The 25,624-nt window shown below is 32.7% G+C and carries 35 protein-coding genes; 11 read left to right on the top strand and 24 right to left on the bottom strand.

Going from position 1 to position 25,624, the window contains the following annotated elements:
* Together H6411_RS03745 and H6411_RS03740 are read right to left on the bottom strand one after the other, a co-directional pair.
* Window positions 1–235, bottom strand: a 235-nt coding sequence (locus H6411_RS03745) for a hypothetical protein (protein ID WP_216083305.1), incomplete at its 3' end; no start/stop codon positions are given.
* A 9-nt stretch (window positions 236–244) separates the two neighbouring features.
* A complete protein-coding gene (locus H6411_RS03740) occupies window positions 245–1,009 on the bottom strand; it encodes a hypothetical protein (protein WP_216083304.1) in 765 nt (254 codons plus the stop codon).
* 175 nt (window positions 1,010–1,184) lie between these two features.
* Here H6411_RS03740 and H6411_RS03735 point away from each other — a divergent pair, with 175 nt between their 5' ends.
* Entirely contained in the window at window positions 1,185–1,574 is a 390-nt protein-coding gene (locus H6411_RS03735; RefSeq protein ID WP_369408498.1) for a restriction endonuclease subunit S, read from the top strand.
* A 211-nt stretch (window positions 1,575–1,785) separates the two neighbouring features.
* Window positions 1,786–2,514: a hypothetical protein gene (locus H6411_RS03730; RefSeq protein ID WP_216083302.1), complete on the top strand. Its 729-nt coding sequence runs from the start codon at window positions 1,786–1,788 to the stop codon at window positions 2,512–2,514.
* 6 nt (window positions 2,515–2,520) lie between these two features.
* Here H6411_RS03730 and H6411_RS03725 read toward each other — a convergent pair whose 3' ends face one another.
* The gene (locus H6411_RS03725) at window positions 2,521–3,084 is read right to left on the bottom strand and encodes a hypothetical protein (protein ID WP_216083301.1); all 564 of its coding nucleotides are present in this window, start codon (window positions 3,082–3,084) and stop codon (window positions 2,521–2,523) included.
* Window positions 3,085–3,210: 126 nt separating this feature from the next.
* The gene (locus H6411_RS03720) at window positions 3,211–3,720 is read right to left on the bottom strand and encodes a deoxycytidylate deaminase (RefSeq protein WP_216083300.1); all 510 of its coding nucleotides are present in this window, start codon (window positions 3,718–3,720) and stop codon (window positions 3,211–3,213) included.
* A gap of 177 nt (window positions 3,721–3,897) precedes the next feature.
* On the opposite strand from H6411_RS03720, the gene H6411_RS03715 reads away from it, so the two are divergent.
* From H6411_RS03715 to H6411_RS03705, 3 genes are all read left to right on the top strand, one after another.
* Window positions 3,898–4,329 (top strand): hypothetical protein, encoded by a 432-nt coding sequence (locus H6411_RS03715; protein ID WP_216083299.1) that lies wholly within the window; start codon window positions 3,898–3,900, stop codon window positions 4,327–4,329.
* A 6-nt stretch (window positions 4,330–4,335) separates the two neighbouring features.
* A complete protein-coding gene (locus H6411_RS03710; protein ID WP_216083298.1) occupies window positions 4,336–4,767 on the top strand; it encodes a hypothetical protein in 432 nt (143 codons plus the stop codon).
* Window positions 4,768–4,976: 209 nt separating this feature from the next.
* Window positions 4,977–5,417 carry a hypothetical protein gene (locus H6411_RS03705; RefSeq protein WP_216083297.1) on the top strand — a complete coding sequence of 147 codons (441 nt, stop codon included), beginning with the start codon at window positions 4,977–4,979 and terminating at the stop codon, window positions 5,415–5,417.
* On the opposite strand, the gene rsmH is transcribed toward H6411_RS03705, so the two are convergent.
* A complete protein-coding gene (rsmH, locus tag H6411_RS03700; RefSeq protein WP_216083296.1) occupies window positions 5,389–6,315 on the bottom strand; it encodes a 16S rRNA (cytosine(1402)-N(4))-methyltransferase RsmH in 927 nt (308 codons plus the stop codon). The two genes, H6411_RS03705 and rsmH, sit on opposite strands and share 29 nt — an antisense overlap.
* A 2-nt stretch (window positions 6,316–6,317) precedes the next feature.
* Window positions 6,318–6,731: a division/cell wall cluster transcriptional repressor MraZ gene (locus tag H6411_RS03695; protein ID WP_216083295.1), complete on the bottom strand. Its 414-nt coding sequence runs from the start codon at window positions 6,729–6,731 to the stop codon at window positions 6,318–6,320.
* 163 nt (window positions 6,732–6,894) lie between these two features.
* Between H6411_RS03695 and H6411_RS03690 the strand changes: the two genes are divergently transcribed.
* Together H6411_RS03690 and H6411_RS03685 are read left to right on the top strand one after the other, a co-directional pair.
* Window positions 6,895–8,169 (top strand): glycine--tRNA ligase, encoded by a 1,275-nt coding sequence (locus tag H6411_RS03690; RefSeq protein ID WP_216083294.1) that lies wholly within the window; start codon window positions 6,895–6,897, stop codon window positions 8,167–8,169.
* A complete protein-coding gene (locus H6411_RS03685) occupies window positions 8,166–10,001 on the top strand; it encodes a CHC2 zinc finger domain-containing protein (protein WP_369408497.1) in 1,836 nt (611 codons plus the stop codon). The genes H6411_RS03690 and H6411_RS03685 overlap by 4 nt, the downstream gene beginning before the upstream one ends.
* On the opposite strand, the gene H6411_RS03680 is transcribed toward H6411_RS03685, so the two are convergent.
* On the bottom strand, window positions 9,998–10,183 hold the full coding sequence (locus H6411_RS03680; RefSeq protein WP_216083292.1) for a hypothetical protein: 186 nt from the start codon (window positions 10,181–10,183) through the stop codon (window positions 9,998–10,000). The genes H6411_RS03685 and H6411_RS03680 overlap by 4 nt on opposite strands.
* Before the next feature lie 336 nt (window positions 10,184–10,519).
* On the opposite strand from H6411_RS03680, the gene H6411_RS03675 reads away from it, so the two are divergent.
* Together H6411_RS03675 and H6411_RS03670 are read left to right on the top strand one after the other, a co-directional pair.
* Window positions 10,520–10,924: a hypothetical protein gene (locus H6411_RS03675; RefSeq protein WP_216083291.1), complete on the top strand. Its 405-nt coding sequence runs from the start codon at window positions 10,520–10,522 to the stop codon at window positions 10,922–10,924.
* Between the two features lie 232 nt (window positions 10,925–11,156).
* Window positions 11,157–11,459 (top strand): hypothetical protein, encoded by a 303-nt coding sequence (locus tag H6411_RS03670; protein WP_216083290.1) that lies wholly within the window; start codon window positions 11,157–11,159, stop codon window positions 11,457–11,459.
* Here H6411_RS03670 and H6411_RS03665 read toward each other — a convergent pair.
* On the bottom strand, window positions 11,456–11,935 hold the full coding sequence (locus H6411_RS03665) for a Holliday junction resolvase RecU (protein ID WP_216083289.1): 480 nt from the start codon (window positions 11,933–11,935) through the stop codon (window positions 11,456–11,458). The genes H6411_RS03670 and H6411_RS03665 overlap by 4 nt on opposite strands.
* A 155-nt stretch (window positions 11,936–12,090) precedes the next feature.
* On the opposite strand from H6411_RS03665, the gene H6411_RS03660 reads away from it, so the two are divergent.
* Window positions 12,091–12,513, top strand: a complete 423-nt coding sequence (locus tag H6411_RS03660; RefSeq protein ID WP_216083288.1) for a hypothetical protein — start codon at window positions 12,091–12,093, stop codon at window positions 12,511–12,513.
* Window positions 12,485–13,114: a hypothetical protein gene (locus tag H6411_RS03655; protein ID WP_216083287.1), complete on the top strand. Its 630-nt coding sequence runs from the start codon at window positions 12,485–12,487 to the stop codon at window positions 13,112–13,114. The genes H6411_RS03660 and H6411_RS03655 overlap by 29 nt, the downstream gene beginning before the upstream one ends.
* On the opposite strand, the gene H6411_RS03650 is transcribed toward H6411_RS03655, so the two are convergent.
* The 16 genes from H6411_RS03650 to H6411_RS03575 all read right to left on the bottom strand — a co-directional run bounded on the left by H6411_RS03650 (window position 13,111) and on the right by H6411_RS03575 (window position 25,619).
* Complete coding sequence (locus tag H6411_RS03650) at window positions 13,111–14,034, bottom strand: phosphatidate cytidylyltransferase (protein WP_216083286.1); 924 nt, start codon at window positions 14,032–14,034, stop codon at window positions 13,111–13,113. The genes H6411_RS03655 and H6411_RS03650 overlap by 4 nt on opposite strands.
* Window positions 14,012–14,548 (bottom strand): hypothetical protein, encoded by a 537-nt coding sequence (locus H6411_RS03645; RefSeq protein ID WP_216083285.1) that lies wholly within the window; start codon window positions 14,546–14,548, stop codon window positions 14,012–14,014. The genes H6411_RS03650 and H6411_RS03645 overlap by 23 nt, the downstream gene beginning before the upstream one ends.
* Entirely contained in the window at window positions 14,549–15,106 is a 558-nt protein-coding gene (locus H6411_RS03640) for a ribosome-recycling factor (RefSeq protein WP_246307751.1), read from the bottom strand.
* 2 nt (window positions 15,107–15,108) lie between these two features.
* Complete coding sequence (locus H6411_RS03635; protein ID WP_216083284.1) at window positions 15,109–15,822, bottom strand: amino acid kinase family protein; 714 nt, start codon at window positions 15,820–15,822, stop codon at window positions 15,109–15,111.
* Window positions 15,823–15,824: 2 nt separating this feature from the next.
* Window positions 15,825–16,322 carry a hypothetical protein gene (locus tag H6411_RS03630; RefSeq protein ID WP_216083283.1) on the bottom strand — a complete coding sequence of 166 codons (498 nt, stop codon included), beginning with the start codon at window positions 16,320–16,322 and terminating at the stop codon, window positions 15,825–15,827.
* A gap of 202 nt (window positions 16,323–16,524) precedes the next feature.
* Window positions 16,525–17,967: a F0F1 ATP synthase subunit beta gene (gene atpD, locus H6411_RS03625; protein ID WP_216083282.1), complete on the bottom strand. Its 1,443-nt coding sequence runs from the start codon at window positions 17,965–17,967 to the stop codon at window positions 16,525–16,527.
* Window positions 17,968–17,981: 14 nt separating this feature from the next.
* Window positions 17,982–18,854, bottom strand: a complete 873-nt coding sequence (locus tag H6411_RS03620; RefSeq protein WP_216083281.1) for a F0F1 ATP synthase subunit gamma — start codon at window positions 18,852–18,854, stop codon at window positions 17,982–17,984.
* Between the two features lie 14 nt (window positions 18,855–18,868).
* Window positions 18,869–20,404, bottom strand: coding sequence for a F0F1 ATP synthase subunit alpha (gene atpA, locus H6411_RS03615; RefSeq protein ID WP_216083280.1), 1,536 nt, complete (start codon window positions 20,402–20,404; stop codon window positions 18,869–18,871).
* 19 nt (window positions 20,405–20,423) lie between these two features.
* Window positions 20,424–20,981, bottom strand: a complete 558-nt coding sequence (locus H6411_RS03610) for a F0F1 ATP synthase subunit delta (RefSeq protein WP_216083279.1) — start codon at window positions 20,979–20,981, stop codon at window positions 20,424–20,426.
* Between the two features lie 3 nt (window positions 20,982–20,984).
* On the bottom strand, window positions 20,985–21,584 hold the full coding sequence (locus H6411_RS03605) for a F0F1 ATP synthase subunit B family protein (RefSeq protein WP_216083278.1): 600 nt from the start codon (window positions 21,582–21,584) through the stop codon (window positions 20,985–20,987).
* Between the two features lie 88 nt (window positions 21,585–21,672).
* Window positions 21,673–21,960 (bottom strand): ATP synthase F0 subunit C, encoded by a 288-nt coding sequence (gene atpE / locus H6411_RS03600; protein WP_216083277.1) that lies wholly within the window; start codon window positions 21,958–21,960, stop codon window positions 21,673–21,675.
* A gap of 23 nt (window positions 21,961–21,983) precedes the next feature.
* Window positions 21,984–22,757: a FoF1 ATP synthase subunit A gene (locus H6411_RS03595; protein ID WP_216083276.1), complete on the bottom strand. Its 774-nt coding sequence runs from the start codon at window positions 22,755–22,757 to the stop codon at window positions 21,984–21,986.
* A gap of 14 nt (window positions 22,758–22,771) precedes the next feature.
* Window positions 22,772–23,287: a hypothetical protein gene (locus H6411_RS03590; RefSeq protein WP_216083275.1), complete on the bottom strand. Its 516-nt coding sequence runs from the start codon at window positions 23,285–23,287 to the stop codon at window positions 22,772–22,774.
* 52 nt (window positions 23,288–23,339) lie between these two features.
* Window positions 23,340–23,585 carry a hypothetical protein gene (locus tag H6411_RS05875; RefSeq protein ID WP_246307750.1) on the bottom strand — a complete coding sequence of 82 codons (246 nt, stop codon included), beginning with the start codon at window positions 23,583–23,585 and terminating at the stop codon, window positions 23,340–23,342.
* Between the two features lie 359 nt (window positions 23,586–23,944).
* Window positions 23,945–24,433: a hypothetical protein gene (locus H6411_RS03580; RefSeq protein ID WP_216083273.1), complete on the bottom strand. Its 489-nt coding sequence runs from the start codon at window positions 24,431–24,433 to the stop codon at window positions 23,945–23,947.
* Window positions 24,434–24,572: 139 nt separating this feature from the next.
* Window positions 24,573–25,619: a cytochrome P450 gene (locus tag H6411_RS03575; RefSeq protein ID WP_216083272.1), complete on the bottom strand. Its 1,047-nt coding sequence runs from the start codon at window positions 25,617–25,619 to the stop codon at window positions 24,573–24,575.
* Window positions 25,620–25,624 lie beyond the last annotated feature (5 nt).

Genomic DNA, 25,624 nt, shown 5'->3' with positions numbered 1-25,624 from the left:
TAGAAGAGCTTCATCTTTTATAGGCTTCATTCCATGCATTTTTATTTCTTGCAGGATCTAACATATATCTTCCATACTTCCCTCCAAAAGTAGTATTCTTATATTTAGTTGCAAAACCATCCAAAGAACTCAGAGGATAAACAACCTTCAATGTAGAGTCATAAATCAGATAGCCTCCTCCAGCAAAGCCGCTCAATACAAGAACAGCTGCTCCTGCTTTAATTAATGCTGACATTATCTATTACTATGAACCTTTAACGGAACAAAACTTAAGTACATCTGCCTCCTGAACTTTATTACCTTCTACGCTTTCATCTTTATTTGACTTATAAGCTTCTTTACAGGCATTCCTTAAAGTGTCTTTATCTCCTCTGGTTTTATTTCTTTTTTCAAAAAGATCTTTGAATAAAGAATTCCCAGTTTTAGATGCCTTAGCTCCGGATCTGTCACTTTTCTTTTCCTCTTTAAAAAATAATCTTTCCTGCTCTAATCAAAAAGAATCATTTCCAGTTACTGCAACTAAATTGCTTGCTTTTTCTTTTCCATAAGAATTGTTTATCGCATCGTAAATTTTCTTTTCTTCTGTAGCTTCTGAAATAGTCTTCGGTTTCTCTTCAACTGCAGAACAAAAACGTCAAACCTCAGACTCTAAATATTTATTATCTTCAACAGTTGCTGAAATATCGCTAGTTCCTTTTGTATAAGCATCTTCACAAACCTTCTTAATAGAATTGCTATCCCCATCTCCACTAGTAACGTTCTGAAACTTACCTGTTGTAGGTTTCTTAACTGATCATCTATTCTTATAGGATCATCTTCATCAATTTTCATTTCCATTTACAGCCGCAAAGTAATCTTTGTTGTCTGTAAAGTAAGTACCAGTGGGATTATCCAAAGGAGAATAATCAGGCATACTATTATTACTCAATGCCATACTCAATCCTCAACCTCCTCCTCCCAATAACACTGCACCAGTACCTGCCGCAGCTGCTGCTTTTAATGGATCCATAAATTTAAAAGTCTGCTTTTATTCAGAGCAGACCTTAATAGTCAATTTAAATAATAAGCAATACTTTTAATAAATATGTAGCCGCTATTTTTTTAAAAATTCAATAGTTCACTAAAAAACAAAGAGGAAGAATAAAGTCTTGGAGAAATAAGGAATTAAAAATTAACTTTACTCTTTAGCAAAGAAAGAAAAAGCAATAGCAGGCGGAAACATGTTTTTGCTTACGCATAATCAAAATCCAAAATATTTATCATACGCTTTATCTACACATCATGCAAAGCTACAAAAACAAAAATACGCAAAAGAAGGAGCAATAGTAAGTATTTCAACAAACGGACTTAAAAAAATAAAAATCCCTCTTCCTCCCTTAGAAATCCAAGAACAAATAGCTAACAAACTCGACAAGCTAAGAAAACTTTATGAAGAACTAAAAGAAGAAATACCTAAAGAAGTAGAACTAATTAATAAAAGATATCAATGTTATAGAGATCTATTAATTGCAGGAGAATCATTTCCTTATTACTATTACAGAACATCTGCAGATTACGAAAAAAATCCTGATTAATTGCCATACAAATAGAAGCGTTTGATTTCTGATGTTTCTCTATTGAAAATCATCCAAACTTGAGCTATTTTTTAATTTCTAAATTTTTAGACACTCATTTTCTACAATCAAAAAACAAAACAATATTGTTGAAATGTAGGATAACTATTAATAACTAAAAATTAATAAAAACTTTTTTTATAAAACTACCAGCTAATAATTTTTCTGAAAAATGAAAACTTTATTAGCGAAGACTGCAGCTGGCGGGACGGCATTGGCTGCTGCCTCCGCCGGAACATTTGGTTTAAAAAATAGTTCTTTATCAAACTTATTTCAAACAACCACAGAAGAAACAGGATGAAATCGTATTGCTATTACTTTTGAAGAATCATTTAAAGATTTAAGGCCAACTGAAGAAGATAACTACGATAAATTAACTGAAGAAGGAAAAAAATGATGAAAAATCAGATTTTCTACTTTTTGAGCCAACAAAAGCAAAATAAGAAGTAAACGGTTTGATGAATTGGTCGTAAAGAATAACAAATTTGACGTCGAAGATCCGAAAATACAACATTGAGAATATCAAACCGTAAGACAAAAATGAATGTTTGAAGAAATAGAAAGAGCTGAAAAAATAGAAGTACAACAGTTTATAAGAGATTTCTACAAAGAATGTAAGGATATATCTCAATTTATTTTCGGCAAAAAGTCAGATGAAAATCATTGAAGAAGAAGAGCTGAAAAGTTCTTAGAACCAAGCACAAAAACAGACAAAACCGAGATACAAAAAGAACAAGAAGAAAAGCTGGCAAGATACTTCAGAGATGCTTGGGTTGCTTGCTCTAATGAAGGAAGTACTGTTGGCGGGAAGATAGTTAAAGATTGACCTTATAGACAAGAAATTGAGGCAAACGAAGATCCAAATACAGGAAGATGGAGAAATTTAACAGATAAACTGTAGAAAAAACTATTTATTCATTCCCCAATTTACAGGCACTTTATAACCTTCAACCTCTGGGTCATATATAGAACATAGATCTCATACATCATTCCAATACTGTTTTCAATCAGATTCAGATACCTTATCAGAAGATCCAAAAGCATTTAATTTCTTAACTCCTCTCCAGTAATGAGTAGACTTAGTTGACTTACTAATATCCGCTAAATAAGCTTTTTTACATCACATAGCCAAATAGACAAAATCATGGCTTTCCTTAACACTCTTAAGTCTCAAGTTATGAGAATACTTAGTTAAATAATTATCCTGTAAATACCTATATTTAACCTTTCATGCTGATTGTGCTGGAAAATCTGAAGAAGAATGACCTGAAGTAGTAATCAAGTGTTCTCAATATAGATCAGCAACTATTGTCTTAGAAAAAGTATTTTTAGTATGCCTTAATTTGCTAAGACACTCTCTAGTCATAGCTCATGCCTTGCAAGCATCATAATTCTGCGAATAATAAATACCTATGCCAGTAGGTATAGTGATAGCCGTAATGGCAGCAGCAGCCGGCTGTACAAAACTCATATAATCATATTTCTCGCCGCCATTTTATGAACGATCTACAAAAAATAAAAATTAATTAAAGTTAAAAGTAAAAAACTCAGGAAAATGAAAAGAATTTTTTTATCGGGAATTTAAAAACACCACTATCTAAAAGGCATCAAAATTAATCACTACACCACTTCTATTAGTTTTAAAGGATCTAAACGCCACTCCAGCTAACTCAAAAAGTTTTCTAGAAGCAGTTGCTTCTTCTCCATCATGATACTTATCAGACATATATATAACTTCCTTTATCCCTGACTGAATAATTAACTTTGCGCATTCATTGCACGGAAATAAAGTTACATAGACTGCGCACCCCTTAACATCAGATGAATTTTTATTCATAATGGCATTCATCTCCGCATGACAAACATAAGGATACTTAGTAGATAATCTATCTTCTCCTCCCCTATCTCAAGGCAATAAATCATCATTACAACCATTAGGCATCCCGTTATATCCAATACCAACTATCTTGTTCTCTTTATTAACAATACATGCTCCGACTTGAGTATTTGGATCTTTACTCCTCTGAGCAGATAAAAAAGCTACAGCCATAAAGTAATCTGATCATTCCAAATAGTCTTTTCTTTTTTTAATGTTCTCTACACACATAATAGAAACCAAATCGTACTCAATTGTAACAATTATTTAGAAAAATCACATACCCAACAAAATTAGAAAAAAAGAAATATATTCAAAAATAATCTGTCCGGACAAAGTCTAAATATCAATTACTAAAAATTCTTGAATAAATGAGTATGAATTTAACAAATATAGTCGCCAATTTCTATGCTACACGGAGTCGCAAAAACTGTTTTAACGGTTGTGTTAATGATGGCGGGTTGTACTGCAGGTTACTTCGGTACTGCTACTTACTACGAAAAACATCCACAAACTTTAGCTCAATCACACGAATGTGACTCAACTACAGCAAGCATATGCTACGCAAAAAGAGATACTTTACTAGCAATTAGTCCAAAAGAAAACTGAAAAACTTGAAAAATAAAAGAACAAGAATTTCAAACAAAAACAAAAGAATCCACAAATGAGCCTAAAAGTACAGATTTCCAGACTCTAAAAACAACTATAGCAAATGCTGATCCTTCAAAACTAACTGGAGACAAACTAAGAGAAACATGCAAGAAAGCTTATGAAACATCTTCTACAGATGCAAATCAAGCAAACATTAATTTAGACATAGAAGCATACTGCAAAAGATAAAACGCCATGTTACACGGAGTAGCTAAAACAGTTCTAACAGTAGCTTTAATGATGATTGGATGTACTGCTGGATATTTTGGTACAGCAACTTATTACGAACAACATCCTCAAACAGTTGCACAATCTCATGAATGCGATACCATACCAAACTCAATTGGCTACAAAAACAGAAATGATTTCCTAGCAACAAATAGAAAAGAAAACTGAAGAACTTGAAGACAAAGAGAAATAGAACTGTCTAAGGAAACTACTGCTCCAACCAGCACTATATTCAACGGCCTACATACAACACTAAAAGGTCAATCAGAAACATCCTTAAACGGAGAAAAAATTAGAGATAAATGTAGAGAAGCTTATCAAAAAAATAACAATACTGACAGCAATTCAGAAGAAAATAAAACAGAAACAGACGCAAAAAAATACTGCAAATTTAAATAAGGTGGTTATAGAGATCAGCAGAAACAGATCTCCTTTTGTCTTTAAGACAAAAACTCATATCCTTGACAAATATGAGATAACCTTACGACAGACTTATCCTATCCCCTAACCAGACAAGTTGTCGTTAAGTTCAACTATAAACAAACGCTAAATATATAGGAAAAAAGGGAGTCCAAATATTAAAATTCTTTGCCATTTTAAAATTTTTCATGAATAACTCAAAAGTCTTAAAAGTAGGTCTAGGAGTTTTTGGAGCAGGTGGTGGTTGCGCAGCAGCTATGACTTGTTCTCCTCTTAAAAAAATAATGGGATCACATGAAGATATCTTTTACTTAACAGAACAAGAATCAAAACCAGGAACTATAGGAGAACTCTACAAATACCAACTAGTCTCAACAATATCAGACAAGAACAAAAACTGATGAAGAAAATCTTCAGCAGATTTCTATAAATCAACAGGACAAGAAGCAGAAAATTCTTTATTCCGATACATATATTCCGGAATACACAAATACAGTAAAAATGTATACAACTTCAAAACGGTATGTCGAATAGGCTATCACCAAGATATATCTCAGCTTAACGAATGAAAAAATGATTTACTAAAATACTGTTCCTGAACTAGTTCTTTTGAGCAACCCACAACTTAGCTGACCTAGAAGCTCAATTAATTGACTTCTCTAACTCAGTAGGGAATACGCATGCATTAGTTACAAAAGAAAACTGATTAACAAAATTCTGTGCATAATCCTGTATCTGAATATCATCGCAAAGCCTTTTCTTCCAAGCTCTCACTTTCTCGTCCTCTAAAGAATGGAAAGTAACAATAGCTACCACACCTTGTGGCTTAACTATTCTCTGTAAAGAATCTAAAGCTTTTTCTAAAACATCTAATTCTCTATTTACCTCTATTCTTACAGCCTGGAAACACTGCCTAACAAACTTATTAAAGTCAACTCTACCATCTCAAGATTCATTAATAATGTCTAAGAAATCCCCTATAGTACTGATAGAACCATACTGCTTTCTGAATATAGATATGTTGTTTATCAACTTAGATGGATTATTGATCTCACCATATCTCTTAAATATGTGATTTAAATGATTCCTAGAAGAATAGTTAAGAACTTCTGCAGCAGTGTACTGAGAGTCAGTATTCATTCTCATATCTAAGAAAGCGTTCTCCTCTTTAAAGGAAAACCCTCTCTTATTAGAAAGTAGTTGGAACGTACTTAACCCTAAGTCAAAAACAATACCATCTACTTTTCCTATATTGTTCTCTGACAAATACTTATCTATATCTGCAAAATTACACTTAACAATCTTGAATCTCTTATCTTCTTCCTCCAATTTCTTACCTCTCTCTATAGCCTCATTATCAATATCGAAAGCTATTAATCTGCCTTCCTCAGAAAGAATATCAAGAATAAATTTAGAGTGTCCTCCTCCGCCAAATGTAGCATCTATATAGATACCACCTCTATTCTTAACAACATACTTAACAACCTCGTCTCCTAATACAGGAAAGTGGTGAACAATAGGTGACATAGTTAATTCTTGGCTATAGCTTCTGCGGCGCTTTCTAAAGAGTTCTCTTCTTTTTCTGATCACTCTTCGTACTCTTTTTTGTTTCATATCTCAATTGAATCACCATTGCCCCGCATTATTACAGAGCCTTTAAAGCCTTTATTTAAACTATTGGGAATAACGAACCTGGATCATTTGTCCAATACTATGTCGTGTGCAGTACCCAGTATTTTCCTTTTAAGAATTCTTACATGCTTAGAATAAAGGTCATTACTGCATAGTTTATGGTAATATTCTTGAAAAACTGCCTTAGTCCTTATTTCTACTGCACCTTCAAATCCGTCAGATACAACAATATTATTTCCCATTTCTGCTCTTCATCTACTTGGAATCATGATTCTATTTTTGACGTCCACTGCTACCTCAAACTCCCCCATGAATACAAAATTCTGTGTGCTCAACATAGAAAAAGTTTTCCCAGATAATAAATAATGTGCTTACCACTTTCTACCACTTTTAATATTAAAAAACAAATTTCTAAACTCGGAGAAAAAAATTTTTATTTGGAATGCGGGTCTGACAGCCAGTAAAAGAAAAAATATGTCGGTGGTAGATAATTATTTAAAAGAACACGGATTCATAATTCCGGGCAACGAGATATATGGCGGATATAGAGGGCTATATGACTATGGTCACATAGGTGTTCTATTAAAGAAAAACATACAAAGATTATGAGAAAACTTCTTTGTTTTCCAGCATGACAACGTCTACTTTATAGAAGGAACCATACTAGGTTCTGAAATGTGTTGAAAAGCTTCCGGCCACTTAGATAATTTCCACGACATCCTTGTTGACTGCATGGAATGTAAGAAAAGGTACCGAGAAGACCACCTAAAAGACAACACCTGTCCAAATTGTGGTGGTAAAAAGTGGACAACTCCGAAAGAATTCAATCTAATTTTCAAAACAGAAGGAGAAAGTTTATATTTAAGACCGGAAACAGCACAAAGCATATTCATCAACTTCAGAAACGTACAAAGATTTACCCCTTCCAAAATCCCATTCGCTATAGCTCAAGTAGGCAAAGCATTCAGGAATGAAATAACTATGCACAACTCAATCTTCAGAACACTAGAGTTCGAACAAATGGAATGCGAATGATTTGTAAAAAAAACAGACAGCAATATTTGCTTCCAAAAATGCCTAGAACAAATGCAAACATTTCTTATCGATGTAATAGGACTTAAGAAAGAAAAAGTAAAACTATTAGAAATACCAGAACAAGACAGAGCGCACTACTCTAAAAGAAGTACAGATATTCAGTTTGAATATGAAACAGGATGAGGGGAATTATGAGGTTTAGCCAACAGAGGAAATTTCGATTTAACCGCTCACCAGAATGCAAGTAAAAAAAGTCTCGAATACCAGGAACAATGCGATGATTCAAAAGTATGTAAATTCCTACCAGAAGTAATAGAACACTCAATAGGTCTAAACAGACTTATGTACGCTTTAATTACCTCTGCACTAGAAGTACAGGAACCAAGAACTGTCTTAAAAATTAAAGAGTCATTAGCTCCCTATAAATTCGCAATTCTTCCATTAACCAAATCAGAACTAAATATAGCTAACAAAATATACAGTAACTTCCTACAAGAAGGAATTTCAATTCTGATGTTAAAAAAAGGTAGCATAGGAAAAAGATACAAGAAAAACGATGAAATAGGTACTCCATATTGCATAACAATAGACCAAGGAAGCAAATTAGATGCAAACAATCCTAGTTTCACTATAAGAGATAGAGATACCATGAAACAAATAGACAGTTCATGAGATCAACTAAAAAAAGACAACTTTAAAGTAACTTTCGAATAATAAAAATAGAAAACACAAAAGCAAAACCTGAATTTCCCATTCTCCCAGTAGTACAAAAATACCTGAAAACGGTATTGAAAGGAAATAACCATTGAGCTATCTGTCCATTCCATCAAGACAGCGCCCCTTCCTTATCTATTTCACAAGAAAAAAACCTATTTAAATGTTTTGCCTGCAACGTAGCAGGCAATGCTATTGGATTTGTTATGAGAATAGAAAACTGTAACTACGTTTCAGCCATCAGAAAAATAGGAGAACTTTTAGAAATAGACATATCACAATACCTAAATGCAAGAAACAATGAACTTTACTCACTATACCAACTAAATTCTCAGATAGCCAATGCATATCACAGATACCTATTCAACAAACAACCAGAAAGCCAAAAAGCCCTAGACTACCTAACTCAAGAAAGAAAACTAAGTATAGAAACTATAAAAAAATATCAAATAGGCTATGCCCCATCAGAAGACATACTACAAACCATATTCGAGATAGAACAAAGCAAAAGCAAAATATCAGAAGCAACCATAAAAGAAAGCAATATCTTCATATCAACAGCAGGAGAAAGAAGAGCCTACTTCAGAGACAGAATAATATTTCCCATATCAAATACAGAAAAAGAAATAATCGGATTCAGCGGAAGAGGAGATGAACCTAAATACTTAAATATAAAAAACAACAAAGCTTTCTCAAGAAGAACAGCCATCTTTAACTCAGAATACTTACAAGAAGATAAAAAAATATACATATTCGAAGGATTTATAGATCTCCTAAAAACTCAACAAGAACTTTACTGTACAAACGGTATTGCCTGCATGGGAGGTATAGTATCCAAAGAAGTACACACAGTCCTAAAAAAATACACAAACCAAATCGTTCTCTGTTTCGACAACGACCTTGCCGGGCAAAGCTTCACAATAAACATCGGAAAAGAACTTCTATTAAGTGGATTCGAAGTATCAGTAGTAGATTTATTAGACATACAAGAAAAAGACATAGATGAAGCCATTGACAAAGCTTCAGATAAAAGGATTCTCAAAGAAAAAATAGATAACCCTCTCTGCTTTATAGACTGAATTTACAAGAAAAACAAACCACAAAATCTAGATTCCACCATATTGCTAGTAGATGAAACATTCAACATGTTCATCAGCCCTCAAGGGCTAAAGCAAAAAGTAAACAACGTATACGCCAAAACATTGACCAACAAAATATTCGAATGATACAAGAACACACCGGAATACATAACTAGAAATTTAGAAGAAACATTAAATATAAAAAAAGAAAAATATCTGACAATAATAGACCAAAGTTCAGTAGCAGAAATACCTACTCAAGAAGAAGAAACACATCAAGAACTTCCTGAAAACGCTATAGAAAACGACTACAAAGAAATAACAAATCCATTTGTCAAACTAACTATCAAATACCAAAACTTACCTAAATTCCTAGAAAAAAATAAACAAACAATAGAACAAGAAAACGAATGAGAATACAAATTAAATCCAGAACATTTAATAGACATTCCAGAAATATCCTGATTAATATCTCAAATTAACCTCTCTAACCCAAAACTAGAAATACCAGAAAATATTGCAAAGTACAGTAAATTCTCTAAACAAATTACTTCCCAAGAAGAATTCTTTGACAACTATTACAGTTTCTATTGCGAATACCTAAAAGCACTAGCTAACTTCCATCTAAAAGACAACTATGGGGATATAGAAACTAGATTTCTAAAGAACAGAAATATAAAAGAAGAAGCTAAGAAAATAAAAGAAATATCAAGTAAGTTTTTTCTAAAAAGTAAATTTTCTAAGAAAAACTAGAAGGCAGTCCTGAAGGTTTTCATCTTTTCATTCAAGTAAGAGTAATAACTTGTTTTACAAATTGCAGTCGGAGATGATAAACCTATTATCTTCTTTGGAAATGAAAGACAACTTCTTGTGTCAACATCCCCTAAAATTTTATCTACACCCTCTGAAATTACTAGTTCTTTTGCTGTTACCATAGATCCCGATTTATCTTTATCACTAACAAGCTACAAGATTATAAAAATCTTTTGTGCTGTTTCTCAACAACCACAGGTGTCGGAAACGAGGAAGTATCTACAAACCCTTATCAAGAAAGGTTTTTTAGCAACTTCTAACTAATTTTGAACAAAAATAGGAATAGCCGATAATTTACAAGACTAAAGTGAATTCTAATAGGTAACGCATAGAAACAACAGGTCACTTTAGACACAAAATTGGATACTCAGGGAGTAACTAAAATTTGCCGTCAATGAAATTTTATACGAACTCGTTAACAAATTAAAGAAAATATTTTCAAAATTTTAAATATTGAAATGTCAACAGGAAGACTCATATGGAGTAGACCTATGAAAATAGTCTTCACAACTGCTGCCGCTAGCTCATCAACTGGCACTTTACTAAACAGTTCTAGCAATAGCAAACAACCCCAAATAATAAGTGAGCTAAGTGATTTAATAGAAAAATTAGAAACATTATTCCATGAGTTCCAAGAAAAGGTAAATTCATACACTACACCAGAAAAACAAAAAGCAGGTCAATTAAAGGTGCAAAAAGTACGATCGTATATAAATAAGATCAAAGAGATTCAACGTTACATTGTTGAAGAAAATCCCAAAAGGAACACCAAACAACAACTAAAAAAAGAAATTAAAGAGTTTTGTTTAAAAATATACAAAGTTATATATCTAGATAACACAACGTCCAAAATTGTCAGATAAATACCTCCACAAAAGAGATTTAGCAATATCCAATTTCATAGACAAAGGAGAATCTTTATATCAAATATGAAAGATTCAACTTTGTCTAACTCTGACTCTTTATTGAGTGCCTACGATAATCTCAATATGCCATGGAGAGTTATTGTTTTCCCTATATAAGTGACTAGAAAAAGGACTAATAGTTCTAATTCTCTGTTTAGTCTCAGTCTCAATAATTTTCTTTGCAAGTTTAATGAACGCATATAGGACATGAAAAGCTATAGGAAGCACTAAAGAAGCCATATGATGTTCAATGGAACATCCAAATATAAACAAACAAATCAAAAAAGCTAGACGCATGCTTATAACAATCGTTGCCTGCGCAGGAGGTATGGTATTTCTATTCCGTATATTCAAAGAATTACCTAACTGAGATATACAAATTACCTACATAGTTATAGGAATTGTCTCGCTAGTGCACGTAACCTCAACAGCATGTAAATATAAATTTGTAAGGGCAATTAAGAAAATTAAAAGACTATGCGCAGAAGCCTAAAGATCTAAAACTTTTAAAAAATCAATAACGCCTGGAAAGCTAATAGGAATATGTTTGCCTATTGTCTCAATCTCAGAAAAAAATATCTTCTTTTTCTTCCTATCAAATAATTCCTTAAGTCGGTCAGCAGTTATTAAATAAGAAGCATCATTGTAAGAAGAAAAATTAATTAACAAAAAAGATACAGCAGAAAAATCAAGTAATTTAATAAGTATCTCTTTCTGATGATCTCTTATCTGTGAAAGTAAGAAATAATCCTTATTAGTCTCCTTGACCTCAAAAGAGATATATTTTCCCTTGTAAACACCATAATAATCTATATCTGCAAGATCACTAAATTTAGCTCTAAAGTCTAAAGATGAACATTTATCTAATATAGAGATGGGTGTATATGACTTCCTAAAATAAGCTATCCCTTCTCTTAGGTATCAATCAATAGTATTATTTACTAATCCTTCTGCAAATGAGCCTAACACTCTAGTTTAATTTCCAAAAACAGTCAAAAAGGAATAAAAGGTAATTAATAAACTATTATTAACAGTTATTTATGAAGCAAAACTTATTCTTGGATAGATCCAAATACTTGATGAAATGTTGAATAATCTTTGCTGGTATCTGATTCTGCATAACAATGTTTCAAGTCATCCTAGGATTCAAAAGAACAGGATATGCAGCAATATCTAACAACGGCCACGGAGCAACCTCCTTAGAAATGTTTGTTTCAGCATTCTGCTTTGTTTTCTTCTGTACATGATGAATAGTAGAGTTATGAAAAACAAACTACATAAGACAAGACTACTTTGCTTTCGTGAGAAGCAAAAACAAAACTAAAGAAATGAAGCAAATACTCTACAGTATGAAAATATCCATATGATTAATCATGATCGGTTTATTCTTATCAATACCTGCAGGCTTTATTAATCAACTTAATTGAATAATAGTTATGCTAATCTTAACAGTAAAAATAAATTACATATCTAAATTTCACAAACTAATAAACATAGTGATAAATTCAGAAGATAGAGATGTTATTCAGATATCAAAAAAGAAATAACTATAAAGAAACAAAAGCTACTTCAGAGGATTTTCTAAAACAGTGCTCTAAAGTTATTTATTGTTGGACAGCAATCCTAATCTTAATGATTGCTGTTCTGATACTAATATTCCAAAAAGCAGAACAAACAGAAGTAAAGTTGGGTTGTAGTATTGCCTTCTCAGCTATCTGCCTAATAGACATGATAGTAGCCCTAAAAGCAATCCCTATATCCTTCAAATTACTAAGAGATGAGACATACAGAGATGCCTATGTCAAATCATCTATCTGAAAACTAAGACTACTTATCTTGACAAACTTACTATTCAGCCTAGGTTTCATATGCTGAATATGAGCTACCTACAAAGGAGGAACAACTACAGCAGATCAAATACTCAAATGATTCTTCATAGCTATCCTAACAATAGGCATACTATCAATAAAAGGAATATTTATAAAGATATATCTATCCTTTAAAAGACACATCCACGCTCTATTCGCCGGCTTCACAATGATTAAACAACAACCAGAAGAACCAGAAATCTATTCAATAGAAAAAGTTGAAACTATAGAACCAATGAAACAACTAGAAAGTTCAGATCCTATAGACGAGCTAGATTAATAAGCATAAGAGTATCACAGCAAAGAAACTATAGAGCCAACAACAAGCGCAAAACATTGTGAATCAAATCTATCTCAAAAGCCTCCATGAGACTTCAATAAATTTGAATAATCCTTTATTCTGTATAACCTCTTATGCATACTGTAGTATATATCTCCCATATTAGCAATCAATAAAAATCAAACAAACAAAGAAAAAAACAATTCAGCTGGCAAAGAAGAAATAGGTATCAAATAGAACATAGCTACACAAATTAAAAGGGATAACAAAACAGCAATAATTAAACCCTCTCAGGACTTCTTAGGAGAATACTCTATGAGCGGAGTTCTCCCAAACAAGCAACCAAATAAAAGAGCGAAAGAATCATTCAATACAACAAACAAAAAAATAAAAGCTAATACATACCAAGGAGCAAAAACAGTCATAAAAAAAACAGAATTTCAAAAAACACCCGCAGACACCAATAAAGAAGTAAAAGATTTATTCCTAGCGCATATACGAAAATCAACCCAAGGTGTATATACTCCAACTAACAACTTAGATAATCCCCACAATAAAAACAAAAGACAACAAACAGAAACAATTCCATACCCCAAAATAGGCTTAAAATCATAAGAAAATCCAGACCTCATCACAAAAGAAACAAAAATAGGAACAAATATCAAAAAACTAACTAAAGAACCAACAATCCTGTAATCAAAAAAACCTTCTTTCCTTAACAACAATATCTCCCTAATACTCAATCAAACAAAAGGGAACAATAACAATACCCAGAAAACAAAAATAAATGTATGAAATGATGAAGCAGATCCTTGAAATAAATAACTAAAAAAACAAGCAAGAACTAAAGCTAAAACAACCGCAATCCCTACTTTTAATCTAGAAGAAAGAACACCTTTAAGTTTTCGAATTGAAACCATGTTTCAAAACAGGCAACAATCTATCTATAAAGAAATCAGACAAACGATTTACCCTAGTAAAAATACAGGCATTCTCATTGTTTATACTATCCAATTCCTTCAATGCCTCTCCCACTAAAGTCTCGCTCTCAACTCAATCCAAAACCTCTTCCATATCTATAGTTTTTAGATGACTCAATTTCTTAAATCCCTGAGACAATAAATTGTCATTAATCATAGGAAATAAAAACTTATTTCCCTTGTACCCAACTATATAACTATCACTCACAAAATTCATAAACTCCTTAAGAGCCTTACTATTCAAAACACCATCACTATGCTCTCACTTACCAGAGATATAACCTCTAACAGAATGAGGATCTAAAAATATCTTTACTGCAAATAACTTATTTATCTTTGCCTTCTTAATATTCAAACTCCTATCTAATCCCTCCTCTAAGCTACAGTCATTTGATTCCAACAACAAAACACAAAACTTATCCTCTTCCAACTTTCAAGGATTAAGTCCTATCATTTAAATTGTCATCAGGTCTTTCTCTTTAGCGCTAAATATAGCCTCTAATTTACCGTTCATCTTCTTTATTTCTACATCTATCTGATTTATATACTTTTTCTCTTGATCTTCAGGTATTTGATCATCTTTTTTCAATTTATCCATACATTCTTTCCTTATATTTCTAACACCTATCTTAGCCTGCTCTAAATACTCCTTAGCTTCCTTAACTGCTTTCTTTCTACTCTCCTCTGTAGGAGGATTAAGAATTATTTTTATATGATCTGATTGCACTATCGGACTAAACTCTGGATGATACTTCTGTAAACCCTTTACTATTTCATCCATGATAGAAACATCATAAGGCTTAATAACCAATGTTCTGGCAGCTGAAACCTGAAAGTTAGCTGTTTCCTGTATTTTCATTTCAGAACCATAAGCATTAACGTACACATCAGAAACTAAATCAGGACTAACTCTAGATGTATAAAGCTTCTTGTAATTCTTCTCTAATCTATCAACTACACCCGCAAAATCCCCCTGAAACTTCTCTTCCAAAGAAGCCCAATCAAAGTCCATTACTAGTAGACTACAGTATGCTCTAAATCGTCTCCAGTTAAAGCTTTAATATATGCATTCTCAGCATCCTGATCAAACACAACTAATTTAGGTCTTCCATTATCCAACAAAAGAGTCATAGAAGCTAAATCCATAACTTTCAATCTTCTTTCAATAATCTCCTCATAACTAATTTCTGTAAAGAACTTAGCATCTGAAAATTGATTAGGATCTTTGTCATATATCCCTTTAACACCATTCTTGCCAATCAATATCCTGTCAGCTTTCACCTCAAGAGCTCTGATAGCTATACATGTATCAGTAGTTACAAAAGGTAAACCAGAACCGGAAGCAAAAATAACTATTTTTCCGCTACTAAATGCACTCTCAACTCTCTCTGTACAAATATCCTCAGCAACTCTAGGACAAGAAATAGAGGAAAAAATAACTGACTTAGCTCCTATATGTGTCAGATAATTCTGGAAAACGATGGAATTAATAAGGGTGGAAAGCATACCGATAATGTGAGAATCCTGATTCAGAAGAGGAGCAAGATTGTTCTCTTTTCCCCTTCATATATTCCCTCCTCCAATAACTAGGGCAACTTCATAATTTTCAGCAAGCGTCTTGACTTGTTGAGCTAACTTAGTAAGCGTATCTCCGTCGATAATTGTATTATCTTTTCGATTTTCTAAAGTCGCACCACTTATCTTGATAATTATCCTTTCTTTACCCAAAACTAATTGCTACTATTTCTATAGTAATTCTCTATTGATAATAATAAGGGAAGATGTAATGTTCCGCATTCGAATTTGTAAAGTAAATCACTAACAGCATACTTAATTCTATCCGCATGAACAACAGATTTAGAACCTAATATAACCGGTTCTAATTTCAAATAATTCTTAAATCCCATTACTGTAACTCCTGGCATAGGTGTAAATATAAAAACATCCGACTCCTTTATTAATTTTGAAAATTCTCCCAACACTTCCACAACTAAATACCTACAGTTATCTTTTTTACATCAAGTATCCTCCAAAGATAAATTTTTATCATCAAAACACTTTTCTAGTTCAGAAAGAAAACAAACTGAAGTGTCAAAATTAGAATGATTGAGCTCTTCCAAATTCTTGAAGTATGTAGCATTTAAATTATTTTGTTCAAAAATAAAAGAATCTCTCTCCTTACTATTACTGAAAAAACCTACCTTACTCTTATCAGAATTCTTCAACAAATAATTTATAAATGTTATCTTCGCATAATACGGATTCGGTAAAAAAACAATAGTTCCTACATCTTTTCAATCAAAGATTTTCAGTAGATGCTCCCTTAGGGACTCTATTCTAGTCCTCAAGCTGCAGGAAGCAGAAGAATTCGAATTTTGTAAGTTTACTAATTCAGATAAGTAATATTCTCTAATTGTTTTAAACAAACTTCTACTTGCTATCCTTTGTAGTACCTCCCGCCTGATGCTTTGCCTCTTCTTCTAATTGTTTAGCCTTAGCAATAGCATCATCTATATTACCTACATAAAGAAAGGCTTCCTCAGGTAAATCATCTACTTCTCCATCAACAATCATTTTGAATGATCTAACTGTTTCAGAAATTTTCAAATATTTACCTGGCATGTTGGTAAATTTCTCAGCAACAAAGAAAGGTTGTGAGAAAAAATTTCTAATTTTTCTAGCTCTATAAACAGTATTTCTATCTTCAAGAGAAAGTTCATTAATACCCAAAATAGCAATAATATCCTGCAACTCCTCACATTTTTGAAGAATCTCAACAACCCTGTTAGCAACTCTATAGTGCTCTTCACCAACTAACTCAGGAGTCAACCAGTTAGAAGAACTTTGCAGAGGAGAAACAGCAGGATAAATACCTAAGGAAGCAATCTTTCTATCAAGAACAACTTTTGCATCCAAATGAGCAAATACTGTTGCAGGAGCAGGGTCAGTAATATCATCAGCTGGAACATAAACTGCCTGAATAGAAGTAATAGAACCGTTCTTAGTAGAAGTAATTCTTTCCTGCAATCTACCCATCTCATAAGCCAGAGTAGGTTGATAACCAACAGAGGAAGGAGTTCTACCTAGAAGAGAAGAAACCTCTGAACCAGCCTGTGAAAAACGGAAGATATTATCGATAAACAGAAGAACATCAGAACACTGCTCATCTCTAAAGTATTCAGCCATAGTCAACCCAGAAAGAGCAACACGCATTCTAGCTCCAGGTGTTTCATTCATCTGTCCGAATAAAAGAACAGTATTCTTTAAAACTCCAGATTCTTTCATCTCATGATAAAGATCATTACCCTCTCTACTTCTTTCACCTACACCCACGAAAATAGACAAACCATCATAACCAACAGCACAGTTGTGAATCAATTCAGTAACAATAACAGTCTTACCAACACCTGCACCACCAAATAAACCAATCTTACTTCCCTTTGTATAAGGAACTAACAAGTCAATAATCTTGATACCTGTTTCCATGATCTGTAGATTTGTTGACTGCTCTTTAAGTTGCGGAGGCAATGCATGAATAGGTTTTCTTGTGACAGTTGTATTGATACTCATATTGTCAATTGGTTCTCCCAATACATTGAACATTCTTCCTAGAATCTCTCTTCCAACAGGAACAGTAATACTCTCGTAAGTTCTTGAAACTTTATTTCCTCTACTTAAACCAACTGTACTTGTAATAGCAACACATCTAGCCACTCCATCACCTATTAACTGAGCAACTTCTAAAGAACCAACATTCTCTCCCTGAGCATTCAAAATAACCAATTTTTCATTAACTGTAGGCTGTGAAGACTGCTCAAACAGCACATCCACAACAGGGCCAAAAATTTGGTATACGCTACCTTCTGCTTTCATCTACTTAATAAATTTTATTTCTTTGTCTTAAATTGTGACGCAACAACTATCTCAGTTATCTCTTGAGTAATATTAGACTGTCTTATCTTATTAAACAATAATGTATATTCATCCAATAATTCATTTGCATTTTTAGTTGCGCTATTCATCAACTCTCTTCTGATCAAATGTTCTCCTAATTTAGAACTAATCACGGCTCCTAAGATAATACATTCTAAATATTGAGGAAACAAATCGATAACAACATCTGGATATTTAACTTGAGCGTTGAAAGAACTAACAAATACTTTCTTTCTATTTGAAAAATATTTTTCTGTAAAAGGTAAAAGATTTAATTTTTCCAATATTCCTTTTTTAGGGTCTTTCATATAAACAATAGTTAACTTTTGATACCCCTTGTCCATAAACAAATTAAATAATCTCTTAGTCAATTTTCTTATCGAACTATTTGCATTCCTAACCCCCAATTCACTCTTATCTTTAAATTCAAAATACTGCCCTAAATCTTTTTCTATAGAAGAAGCTAAACGATTTCCTAGAACCACCAAACCATCTCCTTTTGGATTAAATGCATGCAGAATATACTTCTTCATCTGATCATTCATATCCCCACACATTCCAATATCTGTTCCTAACAACAACCAAAGCTCCCTTTTCTTCCTAGAAAAAGAAATAAGTCTTTTATTTGTCTCTCTAATATCATGTTCAGGATCACTGAAAACCTCATAGAAAATCTTGTATATCCCCTGAAAATAAACTAAAGACTTAGATTGTAAATCCCTATAAATATGACTCTGAGTTGCTGAAACTATCTCAAGTGCGCGTGTAATCCTAGATGTAACCCTAACAGACTTAATTTTTCTATTAATTTGCGGTAGGTTTGACAAGGTACCACTACTTACTATTTTTCTTCCTGTCTCTGCTGTTTAACAAGAAGAAACTCCTCATAACTACTATAAGCAATATCTCTCATTTTTTCTCTATGCTCTAGGGGCGTAGAAACGTCAAAATTTATTGAATTAGGTAGGTCACTCTTTGCAAAATTATTCAATGCAACATCCAGATATTCAACGACATCATTCACATCTTCAACTTTAAGAATATATCTCTCCCTAATCAAACAAAGAATAAACAACTCTTCTGCAGGACTTCTAGGCTTATTCAATTTCTGAATCAAGCACTTCTGAATCTTAGCTCCCAAATCCAAAGTGTTCTTTGTATGATCATTCAACTCAGAACCAAATCTAGAGAATTCCAGAACCTCAAAATACTGAGCCAACTCCAATTTCATAGTACTACTCATATCTTTAATTGCCTTTTTCTGAGCAGAACCACCAACCCTAGAAACAGACAACCCAACATCAATAGCGGGTCTCTGACCTTGGTTAAACAGCATAGTTTTCAGGAAAATCTGACCATCAGTAATGGAGATAACGTTTGTAGGAATATATGCAGAAATATCATCTGCCTGTGTCTGAATAATAGGAAGAGCAGTTATAGAACCACCCCCATATTCCTTGCTCAATCTACCTGCTCTTTCAAGCAATCTAGAGTGTAAATAGAAAACATCACCCGGAAAGGCTTCTCTACCGGGCGCAAAGTTCAATAGAAGAGACATGGTTCTATAAGCAATAGCATGTTGAGTTAAATCATCGTAAACAATAAGAACATCTTTACCTTCTCTCATTCATTTCTCAGCAATAGTGATACCAACAAAAGGGGCTAGATATTTAAGAGATGGAAGATCAGAAGCAGAAGCATTAACTATGGTTGTGTATGAAAGAGCATCTTTATCTTTAAGTTTCTGAATTAGCTGAAACAAAGTAGAGTTCTTCTGACCGATAGAAACATAAACACAATAACAATCCTTTCCTTTCTGATTAATAATCGCATCAATAGCTATGGATGTTTTTCCTGTCTGCCTGTCACCAATAATTAATTCCCTTTGTCCTTTACCAATAGGAATCAAAGAATCAATAGCAAGAATACCTGTATAAAGAGGTTCAGAAACAGTCTGTCTTTCCATAACTCCAGGGGCTATTCTTTCCACTTGTTCCATAGGAAGATCTCCTAGATCTAATCCTCCATCAATTTGTCTACCAACAACGCTAATTGCCCGACCTAGTAATTGAGATCCAACAGGCGCTGAGAAACTTCTACCTGATCTCTTAACAAGATTTCCCTCTTTAACTTCATCGTATTCACTCAACATAACAGCACCAATCAAATCAGCATTCAAAGATAAAACAAGTGCATAAAACTTATCGTTAATTATTACAACCTCATTCAACTGAACATCGTTCAAACCAGAAATAGTAAGAATTCCATCAGAGTTAGTAACTACCTGACCAATCTCACTACTTACAGAAGTCTTCTTATAGTTCTTGATTAAATCCTTAATCGCCTCTGTATGAGTATCTAACTTTAAATCTGGCATTGCTAAATTAAAAAAACAACTAGAATAGAACTGAATCTAATTTTAATTTCACATTCAACAAATTAGAACTCAATGAGAATTCTTCAACGTATGTGTCCTCTTGAATCTTAATTCCCAATTTCAAGCTCTTGTCTATAGCATAAAAGAAATTGCATTTAGAAGACTGTTTTCTCATTTTTCAAAGTTTCTCAATTCTCACTTTTTGATCAGCAATTACAGGAAAAGCTGAATAAACATAGATATTTCTAACCTGTAGATTCTTTTGCAACTTAGTTCTTATTGTTGAAAGAAACAGATCCAAATGAGAAATCAAATTTTTATCTATCAACATATAAAAAACATTAACCAAGTAAACGTGTAGTCCAGATTTAGATAATAAATCAACTATTTCTTTTTTGGTATCTCTATCAGACAATCTATTTTTCAAAAAATCAGCAACCTCTCTTTCTTTTTCAAAATACTCAACCAAAGAATCAACCTCTTCTAAAAGCTTCTCTTGTTCGTTTATGGAAAATAAACCAACTAGAGCATCAGCAACTCTAGAAACAATTTGAACACAGTACTGAAAACTAGACATAGGTTATTGTGTTAACTTACGAGCTTCACCTTCAACCAATTTCTTCTCTTCTAATTCTTTTAAGTAAGCATCAATAATAGCTTTGTTGTTCGCATCATTTATATTCGCATCAACAAGCTTTTCTGTCAATTCCAATGCAACATTAACGATTTTCTCCTTGATGTGTTCTTTAGCTTTCTCTTCCATCAACTCAATTCTTTCCTCAGCTTTTCTCTGCATATCAGCAACAACTAAATTAACAGATCTCTGTGCTTCTGTTCTAATTCTCTCTGCTTCATCTATAGCTGCTCTAGTAATTGCTCTCTTAGTGTAGAAAAGCTCATTCTTCTCCTTCTTTAGCAAACCCAAAAAATATCTTGTCTCCCTATTGTTAACAACCAAATCATTCTTTTCCTTCTCCAGCTTCTTCTTTTGATTAGCAACAAAATCATTCGTTGGTTTCCATACTCATATAGCGATGAAAGCCATAATGATGATGGCACAAACAAGATGGACTAAAAAAACTCAGACATTCATTTTTAAGTGTTCTTCTACAAATTTAGATATTTTCTCTGCAAAAGTTGAACTATTTCCACTAAGAAGTGATAGATTTCAACTCTCCATCTCTTTTAAATGCATAAGAACCGGGAAAAATAATCCCGGATAACGAGCGAAAAGCTATCAGATCTTAATCGGACTAACCTAACTTTAACTAACTTACGGCGAACATTAACAAAATAGCAACGATCAAACCGTAAATAGCAGCCGACTCACAGATAGCTGCTCCAACTATAAACTGTCTAAAAATTAGAGCTTCCACTTCTGGATTCCTAGCAAGAGCTTCAATAGCTTTACCTCCAATATAACCTTGACCTAAAGCAGCACCTAAACCTGCAATAAGAGAAACACCCGCACCTATGTACTTACCTGTATCACCAGTTTGAAGAGAAAAAGAAATCCCATTAACTAACTCAACAACAAGCTCAGCGAAATCACCCATAAATAATTTGATCTATATTTATTTTAATCTATAAACACCTCAGGTTGAACATCATAATTTTTATCTGATGATCCTTCACCATGTCTTGCCATAGCTCAGTAGCACATAGTTAGCACCATAAATATTAATGGTTGAATGGTTCCATCAATAACGTCAAAATAGATGTGAAGAGGGAATACAAACAAAGGGATTAATATAGGACCCATATATTCAATTCCTCCTTGTTTGAACAATCCTTCAGTAAAGCTCATAACCACAAACAATATAAGAGAACCAGCTAAAGTATTACCTCAGAGCCTAAATGTAAGAGAAAGAATCTTACTAATCTCCCCAACAAACTTTAAAGGATCAACAATAGGAAATATCTTCTGGCCTTTAATCCTCAGCCAAACAACATAATCTCCAAAGAATCTATAACCCCTATGGACTAAACCAGAGATAATAGTTCCTAAGAACACTACCAGAGCTAACGAAGCAGGAACTACCAGAGTATTACCTAGGGAATCAAATCCGAGTATGGAAATTATGTTCGAAAACCAAAATAGAGAAATTATGTATATAAAAAACGGAACTGCTACCTTATAAGACTTCCCAACTATCTGATAAGTATTCTTCTTAATTCACTGAATGGCAATAAACATCAAGAATGCAACAGTAGGAATCTTCTGATAACTAGTTGCCTTCTTCAATGAATATGAATAGTAAATACACAATCCACACATCAAGAATGTCAAAGTCAACATCGTAACGATGTGACCTGAAAACTTCCAATCTAAGCTAAACGCTTCACTAGCCATACTACCTATAAATATTAATTTTTAAACATATTCAATCTTTTCACCCCTCGAAAGATAGTGATCCTAGATGCGATACTAGTTATATACCAAGCAAGATACTTAATAGATGCAGCAGTTAAGAAAAAAGCAAGAGACAATATTGTCCCTTGAGTTCTAGCCGTATCCAAAATACCACACAAACCCAATACAACCAAAGTAATCATAGGTATTAAACCAATAAAGTTAGCAATTGCATGAACAGTGAAAAAAGTTACGTATTTATGCTTCTTAACATTCTTTCTAATCTTTCTTCTCGTCCTAACCTTTATAAATTTTTTCTTCCAATATTTGTTATCTACCTTCAATAAATCTGGCTTAAGAAGAAACTTAGGTCACTGATTTTGCAACAATGCAGAAATAGCTGCAAATATAAATACAAAGACAACATTTAAAAATCTAGGAGTTCTAAGAGCAAAACCACTACCACTTGAACTACTACCTACATAAATACAATCAGCAATTAAAGCGACCCACAACAGCACAAAAAACATATAGAAAAAAATCCATAGATACTGTCTGTGGTAATTTAATGATTGCATCTCCCTAACCTAAACTTGCTTTACTTCTAACTGATTCCAAAACCTTTCTTCTTCTTTCAAACTCTCTAGCAGCAAAAGAAAAAATCTTATCCCAATAATAAATAACTCCTTTTATTAATAAAAGCAAAAACATATGTACACATAGTAATACAAATCCTAAAACCTTAGTAGTCTGTGGATCCGTAATAATGAGTGCCAACTTATCATCCTTAGTAGGAAAATTCCAGTTAAATCCATGAGTAGAACCCAAAATTATCAACAAGAACCAGCAAAACAATAAATAGAAATTAAACGTTCAGACAATCCAAGAAAACAATTTCTTTCTAGAAACCAGAAAATTATCATAAGTTAAATTCCTGAGTATCTTTCCATGGGACTTAAGAAAAAACTTATATGAAATACAAAAACAAACTATACCCAAAAATAAGAAAAGCACCATCTGATTGTAAAAAGGATCAAAGAAAAGAATGGACAAGCTCAACATTATTAAAAAAAGAGTAGTAAAGATCCCAGTAATAGAGACAAAAACTGAATTAGAAACAGTCTCAAAAAAGTGAAAAACCCTTCTCTGAGGCTTCTTCTCTGAACCAAAATGAGGTCTAAATTTATCTAACTTATTCATTTCCTAAGCGCTCCAAACATACTTGCAAATAAAACTAATTTAGCAATTTCCTTAAATGCTCTAACTCTTAAAAATAATAAAGGAGAACCGATCGGATTTAAAAATATTGACCCTATAGTACCCAAACCAAATGAACATAAATATACAGACAAATTCAAAATTATTAATCACCTAAGTGAATCAACATTTTTACCAAATACAAAGACAATCAAAAGATTAATTACAGGAAAAAGCATTAATCACATCATTAACTCAGGAAAAATCAAACAATAAAAGCAAGAAAAAATAATTGAAATAAATATCAACAAGGTCAACAAAGAATTTTCATTTCACTTCTTAAAATTGATTCCGCCTAAAAATCCAATCAAGCCAGACTGCAGCAAAAATAAAAAAGAAAAAGGATAACTACCTCCTCAAGGAAATGTAACTAAATCTACCGCCAATCCATTAAAGAAACCAACTATTGGGCCAAACAAAAAACCTGTCAATAACAGCGTAAAAGACTCAAAACCAATTGAAATAGATAAGTAAGGTATGTAAACGTTAGAGTAGCTAAGGATTACAGAAGATAAGAACAGGATAAATAAGAACTCAGGCCTATATAAAAAATTTTTTTTATTTAAAAGAAACATCTTTACTTAAATCTGACATATGTTTATCCAAAATTGAATCAATCAATTTCTTATCTTTCTTAGGTTGTAAAAAGAAATAAGAGATTAAATAAATAATCAAAACAAGTACAACAATAAACAAAGAAGCAGAAAAACAAATCTTCTCCATACCAGGAGTTTGAGAAAGATCTAAATTATCAAGCCCATAAGTAGTAGCAATAGTTAACCACAGAATAGAAAATACTGAAACATATCCACAAGAATTCTTTTGAAACGAATACTTAAAGTTGTCATTGCTAAACGAATCTTTAATTTTGTAAATCCCAACAGTAAAAAAAACAATCATAAGTATTGACAAAGCAAACGGAGCCCATTGACTTCCATTTGAAGAACCTTTAATCAAAGATATGAAGGAGACTACGCAAAACAATAAGGACGAAAAGATACCTAAAGATAACAAGAAAGTAAGTAGGTATTTAATAAAGACATTTCTTTTCGGTTTGGATTTATAGATATAAACAGATCCATCTCTTATATCCTGACTCAACCTATCATAAGCGTGTGTCTTTAAAAGTAAATCATCAAATAATTTATTTACCTTACTGTTCCTGTCTGTCTCAAAATCCTCATTCAAAATATTTCTAAAAATAGAAACAGAATCAATCCTCTTAGTGTATTTAGTGGTTTTCTCTTCCTCTTTCTTTAAAGAAGATAAATCCTCCTCATCTAGATCAAAGCCAGAGATATTCTTAACACATACTCTCAAATAATTAATTTCATCTTTCAATTCATACTCTTCTTTTTCAGAATAATCAACAACTACAATTTCGTGATCTACATCAACAGAAAAAACTTCATTGAACTTTCTAATTAAATCTTCTGCTGCTGGTTTCTGAAAAGATTCATTAGCTAAAAACAAAAACAAAGGAAAGATACTTTGAACCGCTGGAACAATAACATCCCTATATTCTTTCTTGGAAGAGAAAGCTCTCCCATTTATCAACAAGTTAATGTACTTATTTAAAGTAGCAAACAGACTCCTGTAACCCATAATCA

Origin of the sequence: Candidatus Mycoplasma haematohominis (assembly GCF_902712995.1) — a bacterium.
Taxonomy (GTDB): Bacteria; Bacillota_I; Bacilli_A; order Mycoplasmatales; family Mycoplasmoidaceae; genus Eperythrozoon_B; species Eperythrozoon_B haematohominis.
The sequence above is the reverse complement of the archived record's forward strand: the minus strand, read 5'-3'. Positions and strand labels throughout refer to the sequence as shown.